Origin of the sequence: Dietzia sp. SL131 (genome assembly GCF_026672565.1) — a bacterium.
Taxonomy (GTDB): domain Bacteria; phylum Actinomycetota; class Actinomycetes; order Mycobacteriales; family Mycobacteriaceae; genus Dietzia; species Dietzia kunjamensis.
On sequence record NZ_JAPPRI010000003.1, the window covers coordinates 1,262,283 to 1,288,706 of the forward strand.

Genomic DNA, 26,424 nt, shown 5'->3' on the forward strand with positions numbered 1-26,424 from the left:
GCTGTACTAATGACTGTCCAATGGAGTCCCGACGGGCATCTCGATCTGGAGAGCCCGGTGATGATCGTGGCCTTCGAGGGCTGGAACGACGCCGCGGACGTAGCGACCGGCACCATCGAACACCTCGCCCTGAACTGGGAGGCCCGCCAGATCGCCGAGGTCGGCGGTGACGAGTTCTTCGACTACCTGGACCAGCGGCCCGTCGTCCGGATCTCGGGTGGGGTGTCCCGCTCGGTGGAGTGGCCCCGGGTGGTGGTGTCGGCGTGTCGACCGGACGGGTTCGCCGCGGACGTGTTGCTGGTGCGGGGGCCCGAGCCGGCCCTGAAGTGGCGCCGGTTCGCCTCGGAGTTCGTCGACCTGGTCGACACCCTCGGGGTGTCCCAGGTGATCCTGCTGGGGGCCTACCTCGCCGACGTGCCGCACACCCGTCCGGTCCCGCTCACCGGCGCGGCGTTCAGCCGCCAGCGGATGGCGACGATGGGTGTCGAACCGTCGGACTACGAGGGGCCCACCGGGATGTCCGGGGTGCTCCAGCAACTGCTCACCGAGGCGGGGGTGCCCACGCTGAGTGTGTTCGCGGGGGTCCCCCACTACGTGGCCTCGCCGCCGAACCCTCGGGGCACCGAGGCGATGTTGTCCTGGATCGCGGAGAACCTGGGCATGGCGGTACCGATGGACGCGCTGCGCGTGCAGGCGCGGACGTGGGCCGACCGTGTCGACGCAGCCGCGGGCGAGGACGAGGACCTCCGCGATTACATCCAGTCCCTCGAGGACCGGATGGACGAGGACTCCGGAGTGACCCCGGGGGTCGACCCGGAGCCCGACCGCGGCCGCGCGTCGGGTGGGGAGGCGATGCCGCTGGTCGACGGCGACGCGATCGCCGCCGAGTTCGAGCGCTTCCTGCGGGGCGAGCGGGACGAGCCCGACGCCGGGTGACCCGCGGCCGGTCGGGACGCGGCACCCGCGTCCCGCAGGCAGGCGGCCCCGCCGGTCAGCAGGTCAGCTGGCCCGGCCGGTCAGGCGGCGGTCGACGGGATGCCGAGAAGAGCGTCCAGGGCGGTCGCGACCGCGACACCGGCGGCCGGGTCCGCCTCGTCACCGCCCAGCGTCGCCTCCGCCCACGCGTCGATCACGGCCAACGCCCCGGGCGTGTCCAGGTCGTCCGCGAGGCGCTCGCGCAGAGCCGTGATCGCGGCCGCCGAGTCCGCACCGGCGCCGCGGGCGACGGCCCGGTTCCACGTGTCGTATCGGAGACGGGCGGCCTCGAGGAGCTCCCCGGACCAGGACCGGTCCACGCGGTAGTGCCCGGCGAACAGGCCGAGCCTGATGAGCGCCGGGTCGACGCCCTCCTCCCGCAGCGCCTGCACGCGCACCAGGTTGCCGAGCGACTTGCTCATCTTCACGCCGTCGAGCCCGATCATCGCGGCGTGGACGTAGAAACGGGCGAAGGGCGCCTCCCCCGTGGCCGCCTCGGCGTGGGCGGCGGAGAACTCGTGGTGGGGGAAGGCCAGGTCGCTGCCGCCACCCTGGATGTCGAACTCCATCCCCAGTCGGTTGCGGGCGATCGCCGAGCACTCGATGTGCCACCCGGGTCGGCCCGCCCCCCAGGGGGAGGGCCACGCCGGCTCGCCGGGACGATTGACGCGCCACAGCAACGCATCCAGCGGGTGTTCCTTGCCGGTTCGGTCGGGGTCGCCACCGCGCTCGGCGAAGGCGGCGGCCATCTCGTCGTCGTCGTAGCCCGACTCGTACCCGAACTCCTCGGTCGCGCCGTGGCGGTAGTAGACGTCGGAGTAGCCGTCGACGGCGGGGTCGATGCAGTAGGCGTGACCACGCTCAAGGAGCTCGGCCACCATCTCCACAACCTCGTCGATGGTCTCGGTGGCCGCGACGTAGTCACGCGGCGGGAGGACCCGGAGCGCCTCCATGTCCTCGCGGAACCGGTCGGTCTCGCGGTCCCCCAGCTCCTGCCAGTCGACGCCGTCACGCTCGGCCCGCTCGAACAGCGGGTCGTCGACATCGGTGGTGTTCTGGACGTAGTGGACCTCGTGCCCGGCGTCGAGCAGCTGACGGTAGACGAGGTCGAACGTGAGATAGGTGGCCGCGTGACCGAGATGGGTGGTGTCGTACGGGGTGATCCCGCAGACGTACATGCGTGCGACGGGCCCCGGCGCCACCTCGCGGGACTCCCCGCCGGCCGTGTCGAACAACCTCAGGGGGACGCCGTCGCCGGGGACCGAGGGGACGACAGGCGTGGACCACGAGTGCATGCGGCCGAGTCTAAGGACCACGCGGTCAGAAGAGCGGCCAGGGTAAGGGGTAGCCGGGGCCGGGAACGGGGAACACCCGGGTCGCGAGGAGGGTGTCGACGCGCTCGGTGAGAGCCTCGACCTCGGCGGAGGAGAGCAGGTCGGACAGGGCCGCGCCGAGTGCGCCGCCCTCTGCCAGGTCGCGCCGGAGACGCTCCAACCCCGCCACGTCGTCGGCGGTGAGGGGTTGACCCGCCCACCCCCACAGGACGGTGCGCACCTTGGGCTCGGTGTGGAAGGACAGGCCGTGGTCGATCGCCCAGACGACCCCCGCGGCGTCGACGAGGACGTGTCCGCCCTTCCGGTCGGCGTTGTTGACCACGTGGTCGAACACAGCGATACGGCGCAGCCGGTCGTCGGTGCCGTGTGCCACCACCACGTCCTCTCCCCGCGCGCCCTCGCCCCGCAGCACGACCGCCCGGCCGCCCGGGACGGCGTCGGCGGGGTGGACGTCGATCGGGTCGTGCCCGGAGCGTTGCTCGCGATCGATCTCCTCGATCCAGCGCTGGGCCATCCCCGGCCCGCCCGGGCCGTGCGCGGCCACGGTCTGTGGCACGAGGTCCCAGCCCAACGCCTCGGAGACCGCGTGTGCGGCGATCTCCCGCGCGGCCAGACTGCCGTCGGGGAAGTCCATCAGCGGCCGCTCCCCCGCCGACGGCTTGTAGACCCAGCTGTCCCCGTGGGCGTCCACACAGTGGTAGACCGCGTTGCTGCCGGACGGGATCCGGTACAGCACGGTGAGTTCGGGGCTGACCGGGCGGTCGGTCACGGGTCGATGAGGTCGATGAGCGCCTCACCGGACCGCGGGAGGTAACCGTTGAGCCGGACGCACAGGTGGCCGGTGGTGTCGATCGGTTCGCCGCACAGCGGACACGGGGCACGGCCGGCGGAGACGACCTTCTCGCTGCGGAGCACGAACTGCCGGGCGCGCTGGGGGGTGAGAAAGACGCGCAGCGCGTCCGGCGCGTCCTCGGCGTCCGACAGCACCACCGACTCGTCTGTGGCGGACGGGTCCATCGCCAACAACTCCACCACGATCTTGGAGTGCTCCCCGTCCCAGCCGAGCCCCATGGTGCCCACCTGGAACTCCGCGTCGACCGGCATCTCGAGCGGGTCGAGATCATCCACGACGCCACCGGCCGGCGGGATCGGGACGTCGGACTTGTCGGCGATCTCGTCGAGCAGGTCGCCCATCCTCTCGGACAGGATCTGGGCCTGCTGCTTCTCGCACCGCACCGAGATGGTCCGACCCGCCTCGGTGGCCTGGACGAAGAAGACGCGCTCGCCCGGCTGGCCGACCGTGCCCACCACGAACCGGGTCGGGTCGCGGAACTCGTGCACTGCCCTGCTCATGCGGGTGGTCTCCTCGTGGGGTGGATGGTGGTGCGGATCATCAGGCTACGTTCCCGCCGGGGACGGCGTCCGAGCTGGCGTGCCCCGCCGTGGCGTCGCCGACCCGGCCGGCCGGGTCCCCGCGGAGACCCGCCAGGTCGCCGCCGGTGTCGTTGACCCGGAGCACGAACGGGCGGTGTGGCGTGTACCGGACCACGGACACCGACGCGGGTTCCACCACGATCCGCTGGAACTGGTCCAGGTGCATCCCGTAGGCGTCCGCGATCACCGCCTTGATGACGTCGCCGTGGCTACACGCCACCCACAGCACGTCGCGATCCGCCTCCTCCGCCAGGCGCTGGTCGTGGCGACGGATGGCGGTCACCGCCCGACCGGCCATCCCGGCCAGGGACTCCCCGTCCGGGAAGACCGCCGACGAGGGGTGCTGCTGGACCACCGACCACAGGTGCTCGGAGGCGAGGTCCTTGAGTGGTCGGCCCGTCCACGAGCCGTAGTCGACCTCCACCAGCCCCTCGTCGACCAGCGGCTCCACGCCCAGCGACCGCGCCAGGGGTTCGACGGTCTGACGGCACCGCATGAGGGGCGACCGGACGACCGCCTCGACGGGCAGTTCCCCGAGCCGACGGCCGAGTTCCGCGGCCTGGGCGTGGCCGGTGTCGTCGAGGCCGACCCCCGGTGTACGGCCTGCCAACGTGAGGGCGGTGTTGGCGGTGGATCGGCCGTGCCGGAGCAGGATGACGGTCATACGGGAAGATTACCGACGGCCCGCCGGGTCGGTCACCGGCCGGGCGGCGGCCCCGGTCAGGTCGCGGGGATCGTGCCGGTGCCGAGCAGGATCATCACCAGGGCGCCGAGGAGGATGCGGTACCCGGCGAACCAGGCGAGCGAGTGGTTCTGCACGAACCTCAGGAGCCAGGCGATGGCGGCGTACCCGATGACGAACGCGATCGCCGACCCCACGAGGAGCTGGAATCCGCTCGCCGACTGCCCCACCGACGGTTCGAACGCGTCGGGGAGGCTGAACAGGCCCGAGGCGAGGACGGCGGGGATGGCCAGCAGGAACGAGAACCGCGCCGCGGCCTCACGCGACATGTTGAGGAACAGGCCGGCGGAGATCGTGCCCCCGGAGCGGCTCACGCCCGGGATGAGCGCCAGACACTGGGCCAGCCCCATGACGATCGCGTCCTTCATCGTCAGACCCTCGAGCGATTTGGCGTCGACGGGGCGGTCCTGCCGGCCGAACCTCTCGGCGAGCAGGAACACGAAGGAGAAGACGATGAGCACGATGGCGGTGATCCAGAGATTCCGCGCGGCGTCACGGATGAAGTCCTTGCCGACGAAACCGATGAGCGCGATCGGGACCGACCCGACGATGACGAACCACCCCAGGCGGTAATCCGGGTCGGCGCGGTGCTCGGAGTCGAACACGCCCCGGAACCAGGCGACGAGGATGCGCACGATGTCCTTGAAGAAGAACACCAGCACCGCGGCCTCGGTGCCCAGCTGGACCACGGCGGTGAAGGACGCGCCCGCGTCCTCGCCGAAGAACCAGGTGGAGAAGATCCGTAGGTGGCCGGACGACGACACCGGCAGGAACTCGGTGAGGCCCTGGAGCACCGAGAGCACGACGACCTGGAGCCAGGACATCCCTTCCGCGGTGGGCGCGGCGAGGACCGATGTGTTCACGTGCGCTGTTTCCTCTCGGGTTCCGGCGGATCGGACGCGGATCGCGTCACCGCACCCAGCGAGAGTAGTCGCCCGGACCTGGACGGTGCCCGAGCACCCGCGTGGTGGACAATGGCGGGCAGTCGAAAGGAACACCGTGCACCGACGTGTCCTCCACCGTTCCGGCATGCCCGCCGCCCTCCTCGCCCTGGCGATCGCACTGACCGCCTGCTCCTCGCCCACCGCGGAGCTCGAGGAGCAGAACAGAATCGCCCAGGGCAACGCCTCCCCCGCGGAGTCGCCGCAGGTCTCCGACCCCGCCGGGGGTGACGTGATCCCGGTTCCCGGCTCGGTCCGCTCCCTCGTCGCGGTGGGTGACCGGGTCATCGCCCGGGTCGACGACCCGCCGTCGCTGGAGATCGGTCGAATCGACGGCACCCGCTGGGTGGAGGAGGACTCCGTGCCGCTGCCCCCGGGTGCCGGCGATGCCTCGGCCGCGCACGACGGCACGGTGCTGGTCCCCCACTCCGACGGCGTCGTCCTGGTGTCGGCCACCGGGCAGGTCCGTGAGATCACCGGGCTGGGCCCGGTCACCGCGGCCGCGCTGACCACGGACGGTCGACTACTGACCGGCACCCCGGAGGGCGAGATCGTCGTGCGCGACGCCGACGGTGCCGAGCAGCGTCGCATCGGCGGGCTGACCGCCGTGGACCGGATCAGCGTCGCCCGGGACGGCTCGGTGACGGCCCTGAGCCGCCCCGACACCGTCATCGCCAGCATCGACCTCGACTCGGACAACGCCGGGCCGCTCCTGCGTGCCGGCAAGGGGGCGGGTCAGCTCGACGAGTTCGGCGAGCGTTCCGTGGTGGCCAGCGACACGGTCGGCGGGACCCTGCTGGTGTACTCGACCTCGCCCGTCCGGCTGCATCAGCAGTTCCCCGTCGCCGCGGCCCCGTGGGCGGTGGCGGAGGACACCTCCAGGGGACTTGTCTGGGTCACCTCCACGGGGACGAACACCGTCCAGGCGTACGATCTCGGCGACGGCGTCGGTATCCAGCGCGCGGACATCCCGACGGTGCGCCAGCCCGACTCGCTGGCGGTCACCGACTCGGGGACGGTGGTGGTCGGTTCCGCGGATGGGGCGGGCCTGCACCTCATCCGACCGACCCTCACCGAGCCGGCGAGCTGATCGCCCAGAAGACCCACGTCCCGCCCGGGGACGTTCACCGAGGAGGACCGTGTACGCACTGCTCAAGAAGGTGCTGTTCCGCTTTCCCGCGGAGCGGATCCACCACCTGGTGTTCGGCCTGCTCAAGCTCCTGACCCTGGTGCCCCCGCTCGGTGCCGTGGCTCGCCGGATCCTGGGTGTGCGGGACCCCGTGCTCGCCCAGGAGGTGCTCGGTCGTACCTTCCCCGGCCCGCTCGGGTTGGCGGCCGGGTTCGACAAGAACGCCGCCGCCGTGGACTCGTGGGGCGCGATCGGCTTCGGGTTCAGCGAGGTGGGCACCGTGACCGCCTCTCCCCAACCGGGCAATCCCACCCCACGCCTGTTCCGGCTCGTCGAGGACCGGGCGATCCTCAACCGGATGGGGTTCAACAACCACGGGGCCGGTAACGCGGCCAACAACCTCCGTCGGCGCCGCAGCAGTGACCCGGTGGGTATCAACATCGGCAAGACCAAGGTGGTCCCTGCGGAGGACGCGGTCCGCGACTTCGTTGCCTCGGCGACGATGCTCACGGGTCTCGCCGACTACCTCGTCGTCAACGTCAGCTCCCCCAACACCCCGGGACTACGGGATCTGCAGGCCGTCGAATCGCTCCGGCCCATCCTCGCGGCGGTGCGGGACGTGGCCACGATCCCCGTCCTGGTGAAGATCGCGCCCGACCTGGACGACGCGGACATCGACGCGGTGACGGACCTCGTGCTGGAACTGGGGCTGGCGGGCATCGTCGCCACCAACACCACCATTTCGCGTGACGGACTGCGGACCCCCGCCGCGGCGGTCGAGGCACTGGGCGCCGGGGGCATCTCCGGCGCGCCGGTCGCCGCCCGGTCGCGGGAGGTCCTCTCGCGGATCCACGGACGCGCAGGCGGCCGCATCGTCATCATCTCCGTCGGTGGCATCGAGACGCCCGAGGACGTCTGGGACCGCATCACCCACGGCGCGAACCTCGTCCAGACCTACACCGGGTTCATCTTCACCGGACCCACGCTCCTGCGCGGCACCAACCGGTTGGTGGCCAAGCGCCTCCGCCAGGGCGGGTTCGGGTCCCTGGCGGAGGCCGTCGGCTCGGCGGTGCGCTGAGCGCTACTGAGCGCTACTGCTCGAAGATCCCCGTCACCGTGCCGCGGGCCAGGCCCTGGCCGAACAGGTTGAACCCGACGAACGCGCACGAGGCGTCGTCACCGAGCTCGATCTCGTCGCCCACCGCGTGGACGGCGAGGATGTAGCGGTGCGGCCCGTGGCCCGCCGGCGGGGCCGCGCCCACGAAGCCCTTGAAGCCGGCGTCGTTGCGGACCACGACCGCGCCCTCGGGGAGGCCCGAGGTGTCGTCGCCCGTGCACGCGCCCTCGGGCAGTGAGGTCACCTCTGCCGGGATGTTGGCCACCGACCAGTGCCAGAAGCCCGACGCGGTGGGGGCGTCCGGGTCGAAGACGGTGACCACGTAGGTCCTCGTACCCTCCGGACCCGCGCTCCAGCTCACCTGTGGCAACCTGTCCTCGCCGCCCTCGACACCCATCTTCCCGCCGAGCTGCGCGGCCGACAGGGTGGCACCCTCGGTGAACGACTCGCTCGTCACCTCGAGGGCCGGTAGATCCGGGAGTGCGGCGTAGGGGTCGGGCACACGGAAGTCGGTCATCGTCATCCTCCTGCGATCGTGGCGGTGTGGAGTGGTCCTCCATCCGGTCACGTCCCTGTCTACCAGCCCTGTCTACCAGCGATGACCCGGCGGTGGGAGCCGCGGCGGGACCCCGATTTGGTCCACGGTTCGGGCATCGGCTAATGTCATTCCTCGCACGACCAAGCCGGACACGAGCCGGTGGAGGTCACCAGTGTGCGAGCGCGAGTGGCGGAATGGCAGACGCGCTAGCTTGAGGTGCTAGTGTCCTATTAACGGACGTGGGGGTTCAAGTCCCCCCTCGCGCACACTGTGTCGAGACAGTAGAAGTGGCCCCGGATCCGTGAGGATCCGGGGCCCACTTGTTTCTGGGTGAGTTTTGCTGGGGAGGTCGCCCGATGGCCCGCACACCCCGCACACCGCCCCCCGCTCAGCAGCAGCTCATCGACCGCCTGCGCGAACTCCTCGTCGATGAGCCGGTGACCCGCGAGGTGTCGATGTTCGGCGGCCACTGCGTCATGGTGTCCGAGAGGATCGCGGTCAGCGCCGGACGGGACGGGTCACTGCTCGTGAGGGTCTCCCCCGACCGGCACGATGAGCTCATGGCCCTGCCCGGCGCGATCCGGGCCGAGATGGGCGCCGGGCGGGACATGGGGCCCGGGTGGATCACCGTGGAGCCGTCGTCGATCGCGACGGACGATCAGCTGGCCGGGTGGCTCGCGCCGGCCCCGGAGTACAACCGTTCGGTCACCGGCGGGACGCCGTGAGGGCGAGCGCCGGCCGACCGGGCGATGCGGCGGGACGGGCCCTGGCAGCTGCCGCCCGCGCCGCAGACCGGGGCCTGGACGCCCTGGGGCTGGCTCCGCCGCCCCTGGACCTGCCGTCGGAGGTCCGCGCCGATCTCGACGGGTTCTTCGCGGGCACGATCGACCCCACGCCGGTCGTGATCCGCCGCGGCCACGTTCCGGGAGTCCCACACCGGCGTGCGTTTGCGCTGCCGGGCCTGATCTATCTCGGCGCCGACCCCGGGATCGTGGTCATGACCGGCCCCGGCCCCACGCGGCTACGGGCCACCCCGACCCTGGTGCACGAACTGACCCACATCTGGCAGGGCCGGTACCTCGGCCCGCGCTACGTGGTGCGGGCGTTGAGCGAGCAGATCCGCCTGGGCCGGCGCGCCTACGACTGGCGGGCGGCATTCGCCCGCGGCGCCCACGACGCCCCCGCCGGCCAGGGCCCGGGCGTGCTGCCCGTGGAGGCCCACGCCCAGCTGGTGTCCGAGGCGTACGCCGCGGGCCACGGCTTCGCCCCCACCGCCGTCCTCTCCGGGCGGGACCATCACCCGCGGGCGGTGGAGCACGTGCTCACCGGGTTGCGTGCCGGCGACGTGTCCACCCTGCGGGGGCGGACGGTTTAGGGGCTGACCACCTCGTCGTCGTACCGTATCGGGGTGACCGGCATCGACCCAGACAGTTTCGATCCAGGCGGTATCGACCCGAGCGGTATCGACCCGGGCGACCTCGAGATCTGCCTGCGCGTCCTCGACCAGGCCGCCGCGCTCGGCGAGGACCACCCCGACTCCATCCGGGTGCAGCGGTCGGTCGGCCACATGTTCAAGCTCCTCAAGAAGACGCGCCGCGCCGAGGTGCGTCGCGCCCGCCAGGAGGCGGACAAGGCTGTCATCGAGGCCACCGCGACCGGCTCACCCACCCGGATCGACGACGAGACCGCCGGCATCCGACTGGTCTCCGCCACCCCGGGCGCCGTCGCCGGCCACCTCCAGCGCGCGATGGCGTGCTACGTCTGCAAGCAGCGCTTCACCCAGGTCGACGCCTTCTACCACCAGCTGTGCCCGAGGTGCGCCGCGCTCAACCGGGCCCGGCGGGATCCCGAGATGGACCTGACCGGCCGGCGGGCCCTGCTCACCGGCGGCCGCGCGAAGATCGGCATGTACATCGCCCTGATGCTGCTGCGCGCCGGCGCCGACGTCACCATCACCACCCGCTTCCCCCGCGACGCCGCCCGCCGGTTCGCCTCGATGGACGACCACTCCGAGTGGGCCGACCGCGTGCACGTGATCGGCGTGGACCTGCGCGACCCCGCCCAGGTGGTGGCGCTGGCCGACGAGGTCGCCGCCGGCGGCCCGCTGGACATCCTCATCAACAACGCGGCCCAGACCGTGCGCCGCTCCCCCGGGTCGTACTCCGGGCTCGTCGAGGGCGAGTCGGCCGCCCTCACCGGCCGCGCCGCCGACATCCCCGTGGTCACCATGGGCCGCACCTCCGAACTGCACCCGGCCGCGCTCATGGGCGGCGAGTCCGCGCTGATCGGGTCCGAGGAGGCCGAGCGCGAGGCCGACCACATCGCGACCCTGGCGCTGCAGGCCGGCTCGTCCTCGCTGGAGCGGATGGCCGCCGGGACCGCCATCGACGCCGGCGGGCTGCTGCCGGACGTGGTGGACCACAACAGCTGGGTGGCCACGGTCGAGCAGGTCGAGCCGATGGAGATGCTCGAGGTGCAGCTCGCCAACTCGGTGGCGCCGTTCATCCTCGTCTCCCGCCTGCGCCCCGCCATGGCGGCCTCGAAGGCGCGCCGCAAGTACGTCGTCAACGTCTCCGCCATGGAGGGACAGTTCTCGCGGCGCTACAAGGGCGCCGGCCACCCGCACACCAACATGGCCAAGGCGGGCCTCAACATGCTCACGCGCACCTCCGCCGAGGAGATGTTCACCGAACACGGCATCCTCATGACCGCCGTGGACACCGGCTGGATCACCGACGAGCGCCCGCACACCACCAAGGTCCGGCTGCACGAGGAGGGCTTCCACGCGCCTCTCGACCTCGTCGACGGCGCCGCCCGCGTGGTGGACCCGATTGTCCGCGGCGAGGCCGGTGAGGACCTCTACGGCTGCTTCCTCAAGGACTTCGAGCCCAGCCCGTGGTGAACGTCGACGCCGCCGTGAACGTCGACGCCGCCCGCCGGATCCTCGCCGACGAGCTGCTGCCCACGATCCGCGCCGCGGTGGCCGATCTCGGCGGCGACGGGCCCGACACGCTGGTGCACTCGCGGCCCACCGACGAGGGTTCCGAGTGGCCCACCAACTCCGCCGCCTCGCTCGTCCACCACCTGTGCGGGGTGCTCGCCTCCTGGGGTGCGGCCTGCCTGGGTGGTGAGGACATCGTCCGGGATCGTGACGCCGAGTTCGCCTTCACCGGACCGGTGGGGCCGGAGCTCGACCGGCTTGGCGCCCTGATCGACCGGCTTCCCGGGTGGGTCGCCGCGGCGGTCGGACGGGGCGATCTGGCCACTCCCGCCGGGACCACGGTCGCCGTCGACGCCGCGCGCCGGGCGGGGACCTTCACCCCGGAGTGGGTCGTGGGCCACATCCTGCACGAGGTCGCCGCCCACACCGGCCAGCTGCAGGTGACCCGCGACGTCCTGCTGTCCCGGGGCCGCTCGCGGTGAGCCGCACCCCGGTGCTGCTCGACTGCGACCCGGGCATCGACGACGCCCTGGCGATCGCCTACCTGGTGGCCGAGCACCGCGCCGGGCGGACCGAGCTGACCGGCGTGGTGTGCACGGCCGGCAACGTCGGGTCGGAGGACACGGTCGCCAACGCGTGTGCGTGGCTGGACCTCGCGGGCGCGCCGGGGCTCCCGGTGGCCGCCGGCGCGCCCGGCCCGATCGCCGTGCCCCACGTGCTCACCCCCGAGACGCACGGCCCCCGCGGGGCCGGGTACGCCGAACTGACGACGACGAGGGCGACGACGACGAGGTCGGTCGATCCGCGCGACGGTGCGCGACTCTGGGTGGACGCGGCGCGCGCCCACCCCGGTGAGCTGGTGGGGATCGTGACCGGTCCCTCGTCCACGCTGGCCCATGCCCTGGCACTCGACCCCGCACTCCCCCGGTTGCTGTGCGGGCTGGTGGTGATGGGCGGGACGTTCCGCGGGCACCCGGGCAACACCACGCCGGTCAGCGAATGGAACGTCGACGTGGACCCCGAGGCCGCCGACCGCGTGTGCCGGGCGTGGGAGGACGCGCGCACCGCCGATCCCGCGGTGCCGACCCCGCTGTGGTGCGGGTTGAACCTCACCGAACGCGCGGTATGGACCCCCGAGCGGTCGGAGTGGCTCCTCGAGGCCACGGATTCCCCGCTGGCGCGGCGGCTGACCGAGGCCCTGCGGTTCTACTTCGAGTTCCACGACTCCGTCGGGGAGGGATACCTGGCGCAGGTCCACGACCCGTTCGTCGCGTGGATGGCCCTGCACCCGGAGGCGGTGGTGGCCGCGCCGGCGAACGTACGGGTCGAGTGCTCGGGCGAGCACACTCGCGGCATGACGGTGGCGGACGTCCGCGGGCACCGGCGCCGGGTGGACAACGCCCGCATCGCGACCGACGTGCTGGTGCCGGGCGGGCCGGACGCGGTCCTGGACGAGATCTGCGCGGCGATCGTCTCGGTGGCGGGCCGGCCCGGCTAGTTGTCCGGCCGCGTGAAGTTCCGGGTCGGCGGTGCCGGGTCGGGAACGCACTCGGCGGTGGCGTGCCCGCGCAGCGAGGTCGCGCACGCCACGCCGGCCGCGGCGCCGGTGCCCACGGCGATCGGCACGAGCTGCAGGCCGGTCACGATGTCGCCGGCGGCGTACACGCCGTCGACGCTGGTCAGCTGCATCGCGTTGACGGTGAGACCGCCCTCGTCGTCCAGCTCGCAGCCCAGGGACGTCGCGAGCTCGTTCGTCGGGTGGTGCGCGTAGGAGAAGAACACCTTCGACCCCGCGATCACCCTCCCGTCCGCGAGCCGGACCCCCTCCAGCTGGCCGGGGTCGCCGACGAGCTCCCGGGCGACCCCGTCGACCACCTCGATGTCGTGCTCGGCGCAGGCGGCCCGCTGGTCGTCGTCGAAAGCCGGGTCGGAGTCGCTCTCGGTGACGATGACCACCTCCGACGCCCAGTCCAGCAATTCGGACGCGTAGGCGGGCACATGCGCGCCCACGCCGAGCACGATGATCCGCCGGCCGGCGGCGGTGAGGCCGTCGCAGGCGGGACAGTGGTGCACGTCGACCCCGTAGTGGTCGTCGATCCCCGCGAGGTCGGGTAGCCGGTCGCGCACGCCGGTGGCGAGGATGATCCGCCTGGCGGTGACCGTGACGGGGTTCTCGTCACCACCATCCGTTGTGGCGCCGGGTGCGATTCGGGCGACGAACCGGTCGTCGGATTCCCTGACCAGGTCGGTGACGACTCCACCGAGTCGTCGGACGGTCGGGTACTCGCGAAGACCCTCGTCGACGTCGGCGTAGAACTCGGCGGGTGTGGCGGGGCCGGTGCCGAGCATGCCGTGGATCCGCTGCGCCGCGAGATTGCGCTGGCACCCGGCGTCGACGAGCAGGGTGGAGCGCTGATACCGGCCGACCCAGGTGGCGGCCGACAGGCCCGCCGGGCCCCCGCCGATCACCAGGACGTCCACGGCCTCCGGCGGGTGGTCGTCCACGGCGTCGGACCCGGGGTCGGTGGGGGCGTCGGTCATGGCTCTCCGATCGGGAAACGGGTGATGCCACCCTACGAAAACCGGTGCCGACCGACCACCGGCCCGCCCCCGGAGTGATCGGACACGGAGGCGCGGGCGGTCGATGGACGGAACTAGAACCGGTGTTAGGCTCCTCCGGATGTTCCGGGCGGCCTCTGGGCCCTCCCGGACACCGCCGTCATCCCACCTCACCGCCCCGGGAGAGTCCATGAGGTCTGTCACCACCGCCCTGATCGTCGTCGCGGGCGGGGCGGTCGTCGCCGGGGTCTCCGCACGTCGCGCAGCGGTGGCCTCCGGCGAGGCCGAGCCTGCGGTGGCCACCGTCCGGAACGCCGTGGCCACCGCGCGGGAGACCGTGCGTAGGCGGATCCGGCAACGCGCCGAGGTGACCGTACCGGCGGCAGGCCCCGGTGCGGCGTCCTCCGAGGGTGCGGGCCACGCGACGGCCACCCGTTCGGGATACCCGGCGGGCAGGGACACGACTTCGGCCGGCTCGGCGCCACGCCGACTCGCCGGGGCCCGGGGATTCGTCCCCGCCCTCGAGGGGATCCGTGGCCTCGCGGCCGTCGGGGTGCTGACCACCCACGTCGCCTTCGTCACCCGCGCGTCCACCGGGTCACCCGTCAAACGGCTGTTCGGGCGACTCGACCTGGCGGTCGCCGTCTTCTTCGCCAAATCCGGGTTCCTGCTGTGGCGAGCCCACGCCGCCCACGCGCGCAGGGACGAGCCGGGAACCGCCCGGCCGACCCGCGAGTACCTCCGCTCGCGTCTCGTGCGGATCCTGCCGTCGTACGCGGTGCTGGTCGCCGCCGCGATGCTGCTGCTCGAGCAGAACCACGTCAACGGCCCGGATTCCTGGATCGCCAACCTGACGCTCACGCAGATCTACACGTCGAACTTCCTCGTGGCCGGGCTGACGCACGCGTGGTCGCTGGCCGTGGAGATGGCGTACTACCTCGCCTTCCCGCTGCTGTGGACCGCGATGAAGGACCTGCGCGGCGACTCCGCCCGGTGGCGCATCCCGGCGATCGCCGCGTTCGGTGCCTCGGGTCTCGTGTTCCCGATGCTCCCGTGGCACGCCCTCGGCATCCTGCCGGCCGACGTCAACGTCCAGATCCTCCCGCCGTCGTTCGCCGCCTGGTTCGCCGCGGGGATGCTGCTGGCCGAGGTCGTCACCGCGCCCCCCGGCACGCTCGCCCGGATGTGTCGCGATCGACTCGCGAGGTGGGGGTGGTGGCTCGCCGGCGGCGCTGCCCTGGTCGCCACCACCGTTCCCGGATGGTTCTCCGAGGGATTCGTCCACCCGGGCCCCGTCGAGTTCGCGGCCCGGACCGGTCTGGCGGGCACGATGGCGTTCCTCGTCCTGGCCCCGGTGGTCCTCGCCCCGGAGGGCACGCGGTTCCCGGTCCTGGAGTCCGCGCCGTTGCAGAAGGTCGGCACCTGGTCGTACGGAATCTTCCTGTGGCATCAGCTCGTCCTGCACGCCGCGTTCCCCCTCACCCGCACGCGGCTATGGGACCAGCGAATGGGGGTCATCTGGCCCGTCACCGTGGCCGGCTCGCTGGCCGCGGGCGCAGCGAGCCACCGGTTCATCGAGGAACCGGCACGAAAGCTGCTCTCCCCGCACCCCTGAATTCGGCGCCGTGTTCTCGTAGGGTGAGCGCACAAGCGCGGACACGCGCACGCTCACGACGAAGGAGAACAGCTATGGGTTACATCGGCGGCGGAGTGGTCCTCGTGGTGCTCGGCGCGATACTCATGTACGCGGTCGAGATCAGCATTCCGGGTATCGACTCGAACACCCTCGCGGTGATCCTGATGGTGGCCGGTGTGGTGCTCTTCGTGATCGGTCTGCTGTTCGCGATGCGCTCGCGGAGCCGTCGGGTGCCGGACGAACGGTACTGAACCGGAGCGTCGGCGGGCTCGGAGTCGGCATCTGTCGTCTCCCCCGTCGTCTCCTGTCCGACTCCATTCGCGTCCGCGTCGTTCACAGACGAGCTGCCGCGTGTGGGTGAGCATGCCGGCGTGTGCATCCGACCCTGACGGCTGTGAGCCTCGTGTGCCCGCGAGAGTGTAGTCGCGCGGCCTCTGAGACAGCCGCGGGCGACATCTCCGGCGCGGATGCCCCGGGAGCGGAATCCGCGAGCGCGGAGATTCCTTCCGCGGACCTGTCGATCTTCGGGTGCCCGTTCGTCATGAAGGTGTCGGCGCACTTCACCGCGGCCGGCATCCACCAGTCACAGTCAGGAGATCGACATGAAGTACGTGCTTCTACTCTTCGGCAACATCGACGACGTCCGGTGCGGGGAGGCCGGGCCGGAGGGTGCCGTCGAGGGGCCCGGACCGGAGGAGTTCATGGCGTTCGATGCCGAACTCGAGGCCGCGGGGGTCCTCGCCGGCGGTTTCGCCCTGCACGACCCGGAGACCGCGGTCAGTCTCGCGGCCCCCGCCGGTGGCGGCGACCCCGTCATCACCTCGGGTCCGTTCGCGGAGAGCCGCGAGTTCGTCGGGGGCACGATCATCATCGACGTGCCCGACATCGACGCGGCGCTCGCGTGGGCGCGGCGATGCCCGGGAGTGCATGGTGGCCGGGTCGAGGTCCGGGCCATCGCAGAGTACTGACGGACGCCGGGCACCGGTGACCGAGGGACCAGGAGACGCCGTGGGCACCGAGCGCGGGGCGCCCGGTGACCGCCGACCCGGGGAGTGCGAGAGCGCGGCCCCTGGTCTGGCGGTTCGCGACGTGCTCGGCGCGCTGCGCCGGGAGGACCGCTCGCGACTGCTCGCGGCTCTCGTGGCGCGGTTCGGCGACCTCGACCTCGCGGAGGACGCGACGCAGGACGCCTTCGCGGCCGCGCTGGAGAAGTGGCCGGTCACCGGTGTGCCGGACAAGCCCCTGGCCTGGCTCATGACCACCGCGGCGCGGAAGGCGATCGACCGACTCCGGCGACAGCGGGCTCTGACGGAGCGGTTGGCCCGGCTGCACGTCGAGCAGGAACACCGGGCGGCCCGTGCGGTGGAGGTCTCGCCCGCGGACCCGGACGAGATTCCGGATGAGCGTCTCGAGCTGTTCTTCGCCTGCTGCCACCCCACCCTGAAGGTCGAGGAGCAGGTCGTGCTCACGCTCCGGTGCCTGGCGGGGCTGACCACCGCCGAGATCGCCCAGGCGTTCCTGGTGCCGGTGCCCACGATGCAGCAGCGGCTGGTCAGGGCGAAGAAGCGGATGCGGGTTACCCGGATCCCGGTGCGGGTACCCGGGAGCGCGGAGCTTCCCGACCGGCTCTCGGCCGTTCTCACCGTGATCTACCTCGTCTTCTCCGAGGGGTATGCCGCGACGGAGGGGGCGAGTCACCTGAGGACGGATCTGACGCAGGAGGCGATCCGGCTGGCCCGCATCGTCCACCGGTTGATGCCCACGCAGTCGGAGGTCACCGGGTTGCTGGCGTTGATGGTGCTGATCGAGGCACGGGCGTCCGCTCGGACCGGTCGCGACGGGATGCCCGTTCCCCTGCCGGACCAGGACCGCCGCACGTGGGACCGTCTTCTGCTCGAGGAAGGCCTGTCGCTCGCAGAGCAGGCTGCCGCGGGCGGCCCGGGCCCGTACTCCGTTCAGGCCGCCATCGCCGCCGTGCACGCCGAGGCCCAGGACTTCGCGTCGACGGACTGGCGGCAGATCGTGGCCCTCTACGATGTGCTCGTGATCCTCGCTCCCGGCCCGGTGGTCCGGATGGCGCGGGCGGTGGCCATCGGGCGACGAGACGGGCCGGAGGTGGGGATCGCCCACCTGGACGAGTTGTCCGCGGACCCGGCGCTCGCCGAGCACCACCCGTTCCACGAGGCGAGGGCGGTCACCCTGGAGTTGCTCGGGCGTCCGGAGGAGGCGCGCCGGGCGTGGGTCCGCGCCCATGCACTCGCCCGCAACGACGCCGAGCGTGACTACCTCCTGCAGCGCTGGTGGGACGCCTGAAGCTCGTGCGTCGCGTAGCTCGACTCGCCTTCCCTTCCCCCTCGACCCAAGGGAGGTTAGGCTAACCTCACGCCGCGACCTCCAGGTGTCGGCGCCGTATCCCCGAGGAGGATCCCACATGACCGCCAGTCCGCTCCCCCAGCACGACCGGGACCCCGAGTCCGTCGCCGGGCACTGGCTCCTGGCGCGTATGGGCAAGAAGGTCCTTCGTCCGGGCGGTAAGGAACTGTCCGGCTGGCTCGTCTCGGCCACCACCGTGACGGGCAAACGCGTAGTGGAGTTCGCTCCCGGACTGGGGTTGACAGCGACACTGCTGCTCGACGAGAGCCCGGCCTCGTATGTGGGCGTGGACTCGGATGCCGACGCCGTCGCCGTCGCGCGCCACGCAATCGGAGGCCGGGGTGAACTGGTGGTGGCGACTGCCCAGGAAACCGGTCTGGAGACCGCGTCCGCCGACATCGTCGTGGGCGAGGCCATGCTCACCATGCAGGGCGACTCGGCCAAGCGGCAGATCGTGGCCGAGGCCAGCCGGGTGCTCGGGACGGACGGGCGGTACCTGGTCCACGAACTGTGCCTGGTCCCCGACACCCTGGACGACGAGATCAAGACGGGTATCCGCAAGGACCTCGCCCGTTCGATCCGAGTGAACGCGCGGCCACTGACCGTAGCGGAGTGGACCCACCTGTTCGACGAGGCCGGCTTCGAGGTCGAGAGCACCGAACTCCGCCCGATGGCGTTGCTCCAGCCCCGCCGTGTCCTCGCCGACGAGGGCATCGTCGGCGTGGCCCGGATCGTCCGAAACCTCCTCCGCGACGCGGACGCCCGCCGACGAGTTCTCGCCATGCGCAGGACCTTCGTCGCGCACGACCAGCACATGAGCGCGGTCGGGTTCGTACTGCGCAAACGCTGACCACGCCGCGGCACACGAAATCCGCTACTCTCCCTCCGGATCCGCTATCCGAATCGGGGTAGCGAACGGGTAGGGAGAGTAGCGGATCTCGCCGGGGCAGGCCGGGGGTGCGCGGCCTGCGCACTGCGCAAGACGGTGCCCGGCGGGGCTCAGGAGTCGAAGGCGTCGATGATGGCCTGCGCCGCAAGGGCCGCGGTGAGCGTGCCCTCGCGGACCTGTTGCTCCACTTCCGGGGCGATCCTGCGCACCTCCGGATCGGCGGCCAGCCGGGCCATCAGCGTGTCGTGGACCATGGACCACGTCCAGTCCACCTGCTGACGCGCCCTCCGCGCCTCCACCTCGCCGATCCCGTTCATCGTGTCCTGATGCGAGCGGACGGCGTCCCAGAAGCGGTCCAGTCCCTCGGCCTCCAGTCCCGACATGGTCAGGACGGGCACCTTCCACACCGCGTCGGCAGGACGCACCAACCGTAGGGCGGCCCCGAGTTCGCGGGCGGCCCGCGTGGCGTCCTTGACGTGCGGGCCGTCCGCTTTGTTCACCGCGACGATGTCCGCCAACTCGAGGACACCCTTCTTGATGCCCTGCAGCTGGTCGCCGGTGCGGGCGAGGGTGAGGAACGTGAAACAGTCGACCATCCCGGCCACAGTCACCTCGGACTGGCCGACACCGACGGTCTCCACGAGGATCACATCGAACCCGGCGGCCTCGAGCAGGACCATCGTCTCCCGCGTGGCCTTGGCCACGCCCCCGAGCGTGCCGGACGTGGGCGAGGGCCGGATGTAGGCCCTCGGTTCCGTGGACAGGGTGGCCATGCGGGTCTTGTCGCCGAGGATCGAGCCGCCGGTGCGGGTGGACGACGGGTCGACGGCGAGGACCGCGACCTTGAGGCCCTGCTCCACCAGGTACAGGCCGAAGGACTCGATGAACGTCGACTTGCCGACCCCCGGCACCCCGGTGATGCCGATCCGCAGCGCCCCACCGGCGTGCGGCAGCGCGCCCAACAGGAGCTGTTGGGCCTTCTCCCGGTGCGCCGGGTTCGTGGACTCCAGCAGTGTGATCGCGCGGGCAAGGACCGGGCGGTGGTCTTCGAGCACGCCGGCGAGCAGTGCGTCGACATCGATCTCGCGCCGCGGACGTGGCCCGGTGGCCGAGGGCACCGGTCCACGCACCGAGCCGGTGCCGGCCGTGGTAGACAGACTGCCCGACAGGTTGCCCGAACCGGCCGGGTCGGGTCCGGAGCCGAGGCGGGTCAGGACGTCACCTCCGAGCCGGCCCCCTCACCCGAGGCGGCCGACGAGAGGTCGTGGCCGAGCTCGCCGGCGAGCGCGTCGAGCAGCCCGATGGCGGCCTCGGCGATCACGGTGCCCGGCGGGTAGATCGCGGCGGCCCCGGCATCGTAGAGCTCCTGGAAGTCACCCGGCGGGATGACGCCACCGACCGTGACCATGATGTCCTCGCGCCCCACCCCGGCGAGCGCCGAACGCAGTGCGGGTACCAGGGTCAGGTGGCCCGCGGCCAGGGAGGACACGCCCACAACGTGCACGTCGGCGTCGGCGGCCTGCTGGGCCACCTCCTCCGGCGTCTGGAACAACGGGCCCATGTCGACGTCGAACCCGAGGTCGGCGAACGCGGTGCCCACGACCTTCTGACCGCGGTCGTGGCCGTCCTGTCCCATCTTGGCCAGCAGGATGCGGGGACGGCGTCCCTCCTGCTCGGCGAACGCATCGGCCATCCGCATGGCCCGGGTGACGTTGTCCACGGCGCCCTCCTTGGTGACCTCCTGCCGGTACACACCGGACAGGGTCTTGATCTCCGCTTTGTGACGACCGTAGACCTTCTCCAGCGCGTCGGAGATCTCCCCGATGCTGGCGTACGCGCGGGCCGCGTCGATCGCGAGGGCGAGGAGGTTGTTGTCCATATCGCTGCTCGCCCCGCCGGAGGCGGCCTCGGTCAGGCGGGTGAGGGCTGCCTGGCAGGCGTCCTCGTCCCGTTCCGCCCGCAGCTTGTCCAGTTTCGCCAGCTGCTCGGTGCGGACCCGGGAGTTGTCGACCTTGAGGACGTCGATCTCCTGGTCCTCGGTCACAACGTACTTGTTCACGCCGATCACGGGCTGACGACCGGAGTCGATGCGCGCCTGGGTCCGGGCGGCGGCCTCCTCGATGCGGAGCTTGGGGATGCCCTCCCCGATCGCCTGGGCCATGCCGCCGGCCTCCTCGATCTCGAGGAGGTGCAGACGGGCCTTGTCGGCGAGCTGGGCGGTGAGCCACTCGATGTAGTACGAGCCGGCCCACGGGTCGATCGGCCGCGTGGTCCCGGACTCCTGCTGCAGGAGCAACTGCGTGTTGCGGGCGATCCGCGCGGAGAAATCGGTGGGCAGTGCCAGAGCCTCGTCGAGGGCGTTGGTGTGCAGCGACTGCGTGTGACCCTGGGTGGACGCCATGGCCTCGATGCAGGTCCGCGCGACGTTGTTGAAGACGTCCTGCGCGGTCAGGGACCACCCCGACGTCTGCGAGTGGGTCCGCAGCGACTTGGACTTGGCGTTCTTCGGCCCGAACTTCTCGACCAGCTCGCTCCACAGCAGACGCCCCGCGCGCAGCTTGGCGATCTCCATGGAGAAGTTCATGCCGATGGCCCAGAAGAACGACAGGCGGGGCGCGAACTTGTCGATGTCCAACCCGGCGTCCAGACCGGCGCGGAGGTACTCCACGCCGTCGGCCAGCGTGTACGCCAGCTCGAGATCGGCCGTCGCACCGGCCTCCTGGATGTGGTAACCGGAGATGGAGATCGAGTTGAAGCGCGGCATCATCTTCGACGTGTAGGCGAAGATGTCCGAGATGATCCGCATGGAGGGCTTGGGCGGATAGATGTAGGTGTTGCGGACCATGAACTCCTTGAGGATGTCGTTCTGGATGGTCCCCGCGAGCTGGTCCGGCGTCACCCCCTGCTCCTCGGCCGCCACCACGTAGAACGCGAGGATCGGCAGGACGGCGCCGTTCATCGTCATCGACACCGACACCGACGACAGGTCGATGCCGTCGAACAACTCGCGCATGTCCAGGATGGAGTCGATCGCCACCCCGGCCATGCCGACGTCGCCGGCGACCCGCGGGTGATCGGAGTCGTACCCACGGTGCGTGGCCAGGTCGAACGCCACCGACAGGCCCTTCTGGCCGGCTGCGAGGTTGCGCCGGTAGAAGGCGTTGGACTCAGCGGCCGTGGAGAACCCCGCGTACTGGCGGATGGTCCACGGCTGGTTGACGTACATCGACGGGTAGGGCCCGCGGAGGAAGGGTGCCGCACCCGGCACCGTGTCCAACGGGAAGGGGGTGACCTCCTCGCCGTCGTCGGTCGGGGCGGTGCCCGCCTCCACGGCGTCACGGTCGGCCTTGGTGTAGACGCGCTTGACGTCGATACCCTCCGGCGTCTCCCACGTCGGGTCCGCGTCGACGCCGGGACCCACCTCGTGGTCGGCCGTGGTCTCGACACCGTCCGGCAGGGGCGCCCCCTCGGAGGTCTCCCGCAACGGGGTGGTGCTGAAATCGGGGAAGGTCGTCATGTCACTGCACTCCCAGCTGGTCGAGGAGGGTGGTCAGGGCGGCGACGGCATCGATGCCGAGGGCCAGGTACCCGTCCGGGCGGTCGGTGGCGTCGGCGGGGAAGCCCTTCTCGGCGCCGGCGAGGTACACCGTCGACACCCCGGCGTCCCGGAGCGCGCGGACGGCGTCGGCGCCCTCGGTCGCGTAGCGCTTGTCCGCGCCGCAGAGCACGGCGATCCGCTCGCCCTCGTGCGCCCCGGCGTACTGCCCGGCCTCGGTGACGACCGGATTGCGTGCCTCGATGCCGCCGGCGGCGAGCAGGTTGGCCACGAACGTCACGCGGGGAGTCGTCTCGGCCTGGGGGCCGAGGCCCGCGATCAGGACGGTCGGGCGGGAGCCGGTGGCCTCCAGGTGCGCGTCGGACCGGTCCCGCAGGTCCTCGAACGCGCGGCCGTAGCGGTAGTCGTCGCCGCCACGGCGAGAGGCGTCGAGGGGCTGCTCGTCGAGATCGGGGAACTCGGACACACCGGTGATCGGGGCCGTGCGGTGGGCGATGTCGGCGTCGCGTGCCTCGCGTACGCGGGCGATGGCGTCGGCGACGGTCCCCGAGGAGATCGCGGCGGTCAGGCCGCCCTCCGCCTCGATCGTCTGCAACGCCGACCACGCGGCGTCGGCGAGCGCGTCGGTGAGCGACTCGACGTACCAGGAGCCACCGGCCGGGTCCACGACGTGTCCGAGATGCGACTCCTCGAGCAGCAGGAGCTGGGTGTTGCGGGCGATACGCGCGGCGAAGGCATGGGAGGTGCTCTCGAGGCCCCCCGGCACCGAGGCATCGAACGGGAGGACCGTCACCGAGGTGGCGCCGCCGACCCCGGCGCCGAACGCGGCGAGGGTGGTCCGGAGCATGTTCACCCACGGGTCCCGGCGCGACATCATCGCCATGGAGGTCACCGCGTGCTGCGGAGCGCCACCGGCCTCGGGAGCGCCGAGGAGTTCGGCGACGCGGGCCCACATGAGCCGTCCCGCGCGGAACTTGGCGATCGACGCGAACTGGTCATCGGTGGCGGCGAGCCGGAACGAGATCTGGCGCAGCGCGGCGGCGGCGGACAGTCCCGCCGACATCAGCGCCCGCACGTACTCCAGTCCGGCGGCCACGGCGTAGGCCAACTCCTGGGCGTCGCCGGCGCCGTCGGCGTGGAAGACCGTGCCGTCGGCGACGAAGGTCCGGATGGTCTCCTCGCGCTCGGTGACGCGCGTGGCCAGCTGCACCGCGGCGTCGAGCTCGATCGTGCCGGTCCCCGCGTAGGCGGCGGTCACGGGCGCGGCCCCCAGGTCGGCGACGACGGCGGCGCGGTCGACGACCCCGTCACCCGCCTCGCGGCGCTCGTCGAGCAGGGCGAGGAACGACTCGGCGACCTCGACCAGGCCGGCACCGGAATCGAAGGTGACCGGGGCCAGATCCAGGTAGACGTCCTTGAGGACCGCTGCCAGCGCGGCGGGCTCGGCGGTGAGCCACAGTGCCGAGACCCCCTGGTTCAACAGGTCCAGGATCTCGGTGTTGACCTCCGATGCCTCCCCCGTGACCTCGACGCGCGAGCTGACGTGCCAGCCGCTCTCGGGCAGCCCCGACCGGTCCCCGCCGCGGACGAAGGGGAACTGCCCGGGCGCGGGGCGCTCGGCGATCTCGTCCTCCCGCGTGTACAGCGGGTTGATCTCGATGCCGTCGCGTGTGGTGGCGACCAGTGCGCGCCAGGCGTCCTCGGGCATGTCGGCGGGATCCTTGCGGGCGGCCTTCGCGAGGACGGCTCCCACAGAGGCGTACCAGGAGCGAAGGTCTGGGCCTGTGGTCGAACTGGTCACCGGTACCTCGTTCTCGTGTGGAGTGAAGGGGGTCACCCCCGGACTCTAGTCCAGCCCCACCGGGGCCGGAACACGCCCTCGCGGTGAGGGGGACCTGTGGGGGACGACCTCCGCACCACGGCGACTACAGTCGTCCCGGTGCGGAACCGGGTGTTGGCGTGGGTGGCGGCCGTCGCGCTGGTGGTCCTGGTCGCGACCCTCGTGCCGACCCCGGGGCTGGAGCAGTTCCGTGACTGGGCCACGCGACTGGGTCCGTGGTTCCCCGTTGCCTTCTTCGCCGCCTACGCGCTCGTCACGGTCTCGCCCATCCCCCGGTCGACCTTCACCTACACCGCCGCGGTCCTGTTCACCCCGGCCGTGGCCATCCCGTGGTCTCTCGTGGCCACCGGCATCGCGGCGACACTGGCGTTCGCCGGGGTCCGTCGCCTCGGTCACGACCGGACAGCCGCGCTGCGTGCGGATCCGCGGGTGGCCTCGATCGACGCACGACTGCGTCGGCGCGGGTGGCTCTCGGTGGGCAGTCTGCGGCTGGTACCCGCGGTGCCGTTCTCGGTGGTCAACTACGCCGCCGCGCTGACCTCGATCTCCTACCCGCAGTTCCTGCTGGCCACCCTCATCGGCAGTGCGCCCGGGACCGTCGCCGCGGTTCTCCTGGGGCATTCCCTGACCGAGGGTGACGGCACGGCCGCACTGTGGGCCACCGCTGGGTTCGCACTGATCGGACTGGTGGGGATGGTCCTCGACGCCACGCTGCCGGTCAGGCCGGTTCGGTGACGAAGTCGACCAACCTCTCCACCGCTCCTAGCAACGCGGGTTCGATGTCCCGGTAGGTGCTCACGGAGGCGAGCACGTGGCGGAACCCGTCCGCGGGTTCGCCCCAGCCCAGCCGCCGGCAGATCCCCGTCTTCCAGTCCTCGCCGCGGGGGACCACCGGCCATTCGCGGATCCCCACGGCGGAGGGTTTGACCGCCTGCCAGATGTCCACGTACGGGTGGCCGGTCACGAGGACGTCCTGCCCCAGTCCGGCGACGATCCGCGATTCCTTGCTGCCCTCGACGAGGTGGTCCACCAACACGCCGAGTCTCGCCTGACGGGTGGGGCCGAACTCGGTGACCAGCGCGTGCAGATCGTCGATCCCGTGCAGCGGTTCGACCACCACGCCCTCGACCCGCAGATCGTGGCCCCAGATCTTCTCCACGAGCGCGGCGTCGTGGATGCCCTCGACCCAGATTCGCCCCGCGCGGGCCGAGCGGGCCCGCAGTCCCTCGACCTTCCGCGACCCTGACGCGGTGACCGCGGGCCCCCGCCGCGTTGCCGGGGCCGGCTTCCGCAGGGTGACCGGGGAGCCGTCGATGAGGAACGCCGAGGGGGTCATCGCGAAGAGGCGCACCCGACCGCGCCGGTCCTCCAGTTTGACGAACTCGCCGTCGTAGGACCGGTCGAAACCCACCACGGCGCCGCAGAACCCGGATTCGACGTCCTCCACCACCAGGTCCCGTTCGGCGTCGACGACGGGGACCTCCGGGCGGCGGCGTCGCGCCGTGCCGGACAGGATGTCGGAGCCGTACATGTCTGCCATGGCCAGACACGGTAGCCGTCGCCGCGCCGGGGGTGCCGGCGGCACACCGCCGGTAGGATTGATCGTCATGTCCCGACCCCTCACCCGCAGTACCGCGCTGTCCCCGGCGTGGCCGCTGCCGCTGTACCTCCTGCGCACCGCGTGGGCGGATCAACCGTTCGACGAGTTGACCTCGTACGTCTCCGGCCTGGCGGAGTCGCACCTGCTGGAGATCGTCGGAGCGCCTGTCCCGATGCTCGCCGAGGTCTCCCCCGCCGCCGGCCCGGCAGGACTCCTGCCCGGGCTCGTCACGACGCTGCGGCGCGCCGGGCGTTCGTACCCGGCGCCGGAGGCGCTGTCCCTGCTCACGACGGCGCCAGGGGACTCCTCGAGCCTGCCGCCGGTCCCGTCGGTTCGCGCGGACGTGGCCGACGCCGGGTGGGGGATCCTCGTACGCGACCCCGGCTCACGGGACGCCGTGTGCCTGACCTGCGTCCAACCGCATCCCGAGGTGCTGCGGTGGCGGGCGCGCGGGGTCCATGACTGCCCCGTCGCGCCCCAACCGGCCGGCCCCTCGGAGGCGCTCGCCGACCTGGGTGGAGCCGTCGTGGAGGCCGCCGACCTCATCGAACGCACCGCCGTACGCACCAACGACGTGGCCCGGATCGACATCCGTTCCCACGTCACCCGCCTGCCGGCCGGGCTCCCGTCCCGCGTCCTCGAGCTGGTGGACAGGATCGACCGGGTGGAGGCGATCACCTCCGTCGCGCTGGCACAGCCGGAGGCCGGGGTGGATCCCGCCGCGCGCGAGCCGGTTCTCCGGCGACTCGTCGCGGTGAAGGACGCCGCACGCCGGTCCGCGGTGGCCGCGGCCGGCGAGGCGGCGCTGAGAACCTTCTGA

General features: G+C 71.8%; 26 protein-coding genes and 1 tRNA gene. 16 read left to right on the forward strand and 11 right to left on the reverse strand.

Annotated features, from left to right (window positions below; all coding sequences use genetic code 11):
• The first annotated feature begins 9 nt into the window (after positions 1-9).
• Positions 10-936, forward strand: coding sequence for a PAC2 family protein (locus tag OVA21_RS06735; protein WP_067714429.1), 927 nt, complete (start codon positions 10-12; stop codon positions 934-936).
• An 80-nt stretch (positions 937-1,016) separates the two neighbouring features.
• Here OVA21_RS06735 and mshC read toward each other — a convergent pair whose 3' ends face one another.
• The 5 genes from mshC to OVA21_RS06760 are packed head-to-tail and all read right to left on the reverse strand — an operon-like array spanning position 1,017 to position 5,309.
• On the reverse strand, positions 1,017-2,270 hold the full coding sequence (gene mshC, locus OVA21_RS06740; RefSeq protein ID WP_256819288.1) for a cysteine--1-D-myo-inosityl 2-amino-2-deoxy-alpha-D-glucopyranoside ligase: 1,254 nt from the start codon (positions 2,268-2,270) through the stop codon (positions 1,017-1,019).
• Between the two features lie 25 nt (positions 2,271-2,295).
• Positions 2,296-3,078, reverse strand: a complete 783-nt coding sequence (locus OVA21_RS06745) for an SCO1664 family protein (RefSeq protein ID WP_096905478.1) — start codon at positions 3,076-3,078, stop codon at positions 2,296-2,298.
• Positions 3,075-3,662 carry a DUF3090 domain-containing protein gene (locus OVA21_RS06750; protein ID WP_268092074.1) on the reverse strand — a complete coding sequence of 196 codons (588 nt, stop codon included), beginning with the start codon at positions 3,660-3,662 and terminating at the stop codon, positions 3,075-3,077. The genes OVA21_RS06745 and OVA21_RS06750 overlap by 4 nt, the downstream gene beginning before the upstream one ends.
• 40 nt (positions 3,663-3,702) lie before the next feature.
• On the reverse strand, positions 3,703-4,407 hold the full coding sequence (locus tag OVA21_RS06755; protein ID WP_096905476.1) for a histidine phosphatase family protein: 705 nt from the start codon (positions 4,405-4,407) through the stop codon (positions 3,703-3,705).
• A gap of 56 nt (positions 4,408-4,463) precedes the next feature.
• Positions 4,464-5,309: an undecaprenyl-diphosphate phosphatase gene (locus OVA21_RS06760; protein ID WP_194307203.1), complete on the reverse strand. Its 846-nt coding sequence runs from the start codon at positions 5,307-5,309 to the stop codon at positions 4,464-4,466.
• A gap of 205 nt (positions 5,310-5,514) precedes the next feature.
• On the opposite strand from OVA21_RS06760, the gene OVA21_RS06765 reads away from it, so the two are divergent.
• Together OVA21_RS06765 and OVA21_RS06770 are read left to right on the forward strand one after the other, a co-directional pair.
• Positions 5,515-6,516, forward strand: coding sequence for a hypothetical protein (locus OVA21_RS06765; RefSeq protein WP_067714412.1), 1,002 nt, complete (start codon positions 5,515-5,517; stop codon positions 6,514-6,516).
• Between the two features lie 49 nt (positions 6,517-6,565).
• Positions 6,566-7,633: a quinone-dependent dihydroorotate dehydrogenase gene (locus OVA21_RS06770; RefSeq protein ID WP_069388872.1), complete on the forward strand. Its 1,068-nt coding sequence runs from the start codon at positions 6,566-6,568 to the stop codon at positions 7,631-7,633.
• Positions 7,634-7,646: 13 nt separating this feature from the next.
• Here OVA21_RS06770 and OVA21_RS06775 read toward each other — a convergent pair whose 3' ends face one another.
• Complete coding sequence (locus OVA21_RS06775) at positions 7,647-8,189, reverse strand: YbhB/YbcL family Raf kinase inhibitor-like protein (protein ID WP_268092075.1); 543 nt, start codon at positions 8,187-8,189, stop codon at positions 7,647-7,649.
• A gap of 201 nt (positions 8,190-8,390) precedes the next feature.
• Between OVA21_RS06775 and OVA21_RS06780 the strand changes: the two genes are divergently transcribed.
• The 6 genes from OVA21_RS06780 to OVA21_RS06805 all read left to right on the forward strand — a co-directional run bounded on the left by OVA21_RS06780 (position 8,391) and on the right by OVA21_RS06805 (position 12,649).
• Positions 8,391-8,476: transfer RNA gene (locus tag OVA21_RS06780), tRNA-Leu, on the forward strand.
• Positions 8,477-8,566: 90 nt separating this feature from the next.
• Positions 8,567-8,935 (forward strand): TfoX/Sxy family protein, encoded by a 369-nt coding sequence (locus tag OVA21_RS06785; protein ID WP_119191686.1) that lies wholly within the window; start codon positions 8,567-8,569, stop codon positions 8,933-8,935.
• The gene (locus OVA21_RS06790) at positions 8,932-9,585 is read left to right on the forward strand and encodes a hypothetical protein (protein ID WP_268092076.1); all 654 of its coding nucleotides are present in this window, start codon (positions 8,932-8,934) and stop codon (positions 9,583-9,585) included. Before OVA21_RS06785 ends, OVA21_RS06790 begins: the two co-directional genes overlap by 4 nt.
• A 33-nt stretch (positions 9,586-9,618) precedes the next feature.
• A complete protein-coding gene (locus tag OVA21_RS06795) occupies positions 9,619-11,112 on the forward strand; it encodes an SDR family NAD(P)-dependent oxidoreductase (protein WP_442778919.1) in 1,494 nt (497 codons plus the stop codon).
• On the forward strand, positions 11,106-11,633 hold the full coding sequence (locus tag OVA21_RS06800) for a mycothiol transferase (protein WP_268092077.1): 528 nt from the start codon (positions 11,106-11,108) through the stop codon (positions 11,631-11,633). Before OVA21_RS06795 ends, OVA21_RS06800 begins: the two co-directional genes overlap by 7 nt.
• The gene (locus tag OVA21_RS06805) at positions 11,630-12,649 is read left to right on the forward strand and encodes a nucleoside hydrolase (RefSeq protein WP_268092079.1); all 1,020 of its coding nucleotides are present in this window, start codon (positions 11,630-11,632) and stop codon (positions 12,647-12,649) included. The genes OVA21_RS06800 and OVA21_RS06805 overlap by 4 nt, the downstream gene beginning before the upstream one ends.
• Here the strand turns inward: OVA21_RS06805 and OVA21_RS06810 are convergent.
• Entirely contained in the window at positions 12,646-13,692 is a 1,047-nt protein-coding gene (locus OVA21_RS06810) for an NAD(P)/FAD-dependent oxidoreductase (protein WP_268092080.1), read from the reverse strand. The two genes, OVA21_RS06805 and OVA21_RS06810, sit on opposite strands and share 4 nt — an antisense overlap.
• A 208-nt stretch (positions 13,693-13,900) precedes the next feature.
• Between OVA21_RS06810 and OVA21_RS06815 the strand changes: the two genes are divergently transcribed.
• The 5 genes from OVA21_RS06815 (at position 13,901) to OVA21_RS06835 (ending at position 18,569) form a co-directional block, all read left to right on the forward strand.
• Positions 13,901-15,325: an acyltransferase family protein gene (locus OVA21_RS06815; protein WP_268092081.1), complete on the forward strand. Its 1,425-nt coding sequence runs from the start codon at positions 13,901-13,903 to the stop codon at positions 15,323-15,325.
• 74 nt (positions 15,326-15,399) lie between these two features.
• Positions 15,400-15,597 carry a hypothetical protein gene (locus tag OVA21_RS06820; protein ID WP_067714393.1) on the forward strand — a complete coding sequence of 66 codons (198 nt, stop codon included), beginning with the start codon at positions 15,400-15,402 and terminating at the stop codon, positions 15,595-15,597.
• A gap of 351 nt (positions 15,598-15,948) precedes the next feature.
• Positions 15,949-16,314: a YciI family protein gene (locus OVA21_RS06825; protein ID WP_268092082.1), complete on the forward strand. Its 366-nt coding sequence runs from the start codon at positions 15,949-15,951 to the stop codon at positions 16,312-16,314.
• A 106-nt stretch (positions 16,315-16,420) separates the two neighbouring features.
• The gene (locus OVA21_RS06830; RefSeq protein WP_268093120.1) at positions 16,421-17,659 is read left to right on the forward strand and encodes an RNA polymerase sigma factor; all 1,239 of its coding nucleotides are present in this window, start codon (positions 16,421-16,423) and stop codon (positions 17,657-17,659) included.
• Between the two features lie 118 nt (positions 17,660-17,777).
• Entirely contained in the window at positions 17,778-18,569 is a 792-nt protein-coding gene (locus tag OVA21_RS06835; protein ID WP_069390477.1) for a class I SAM-dependent methyltransferase, read from the forward strand.
• Positions 18,570-18,718: 149 nt separating this feature from the next.
• Here the strand turns inward: OVA21_RS06835 and meaB are convergent, their stop codons facing one another.
• From meaB to OVA21_RS06850, 3 genes are all read right to left on the reverse strand, one after another.
• Positions 18,719-19,726, reverse strand: a complete 1,008-nt coding sequence (gene meaB, locus OVA21_RS06840; RefSeq protein WP_069390501.1) for a methylmalonyl Co-A mutase-associated GTPase MeaB — start codon at positions 19,724-19,726, stop codon at positions 18,719-18,721.
• A 92-nt stretch (positions 19,727-19,818) separates the two neighbouring features.
• Positions 19,819-22,125 (reverse strand): methylmalonyl-CoA mutase, encoded by a 2,307-nt coding sequence (gene scpA, locus OVA21_RS06845; RefSeq protein WP_096905466.1) that lies wholly within the window; start codon positions 22,123-22,125, stop codon positions 19,819-19,821.
• 1 nt (position 22,126) lies between these two features.
• The gene (locus OVA21_RS06850; RefSeq protein WP_268093121.1) at positions 22,127-23,965 is read right to left on the reverse strand and encodes a methylmalonyl-CoA mutase family protein; all 1,839 of its coding nucleotides are present in this window, start codon (positions 23,963-23,965) and stop codon (positions 22,127-22,129) included.
• Between the two features lie 138 nt (positions 23,966-24,103).
• Here OVA21_RS06850 and OVA21_RS06855 point away from each other — a divergent pair, with 138 nt between their 5' ends.
• Positions 24,104-24,739, forward strand: coding sequence for a TVP38/TMEM64 family protein (locus OVA21_RS06855; protein ID WP_227022273.1), 636 nt, complete (start codon positions 24,104-24,106; stop codon positions 24,737-24,739).
• On the opposite strand, the gene OVA21_RS06860 is transcribed toward OVA21_RS06855, so the two are convergent.
• Positions 24,723-25,544 carry a DUF3097 domain-containing protein gene (locus OVA21_RS06860; RefSeq protein WP_268092083.1) on the reverse strand — a complete coding sequence of 274 codons (822 nt, stop codon included), beginning with the start codon at positions 25,542-25,544 and terminating at the stop codon, positions 24,723-24,725. The two genes, OVA21_RS06855 and OVA21_RS06860, sit on opposite strands and share 17 nt — an antisense overlap.
• Positions 25,545-25,611: 67 nt before the next feature.
• On the opposite strand from OVA21_RS06860, the gene OVA21_RS06865 reads away from it, so the two are divergent.
• Complete coding sequence (locus OVA21_RS06865; protein ID WP_268092084.1) at positions 25,612-26,424, forward strand: hypothetical protein; 813 nt, start codon at positions 25,612-25,614, stop codon at positions 26,422-26,424.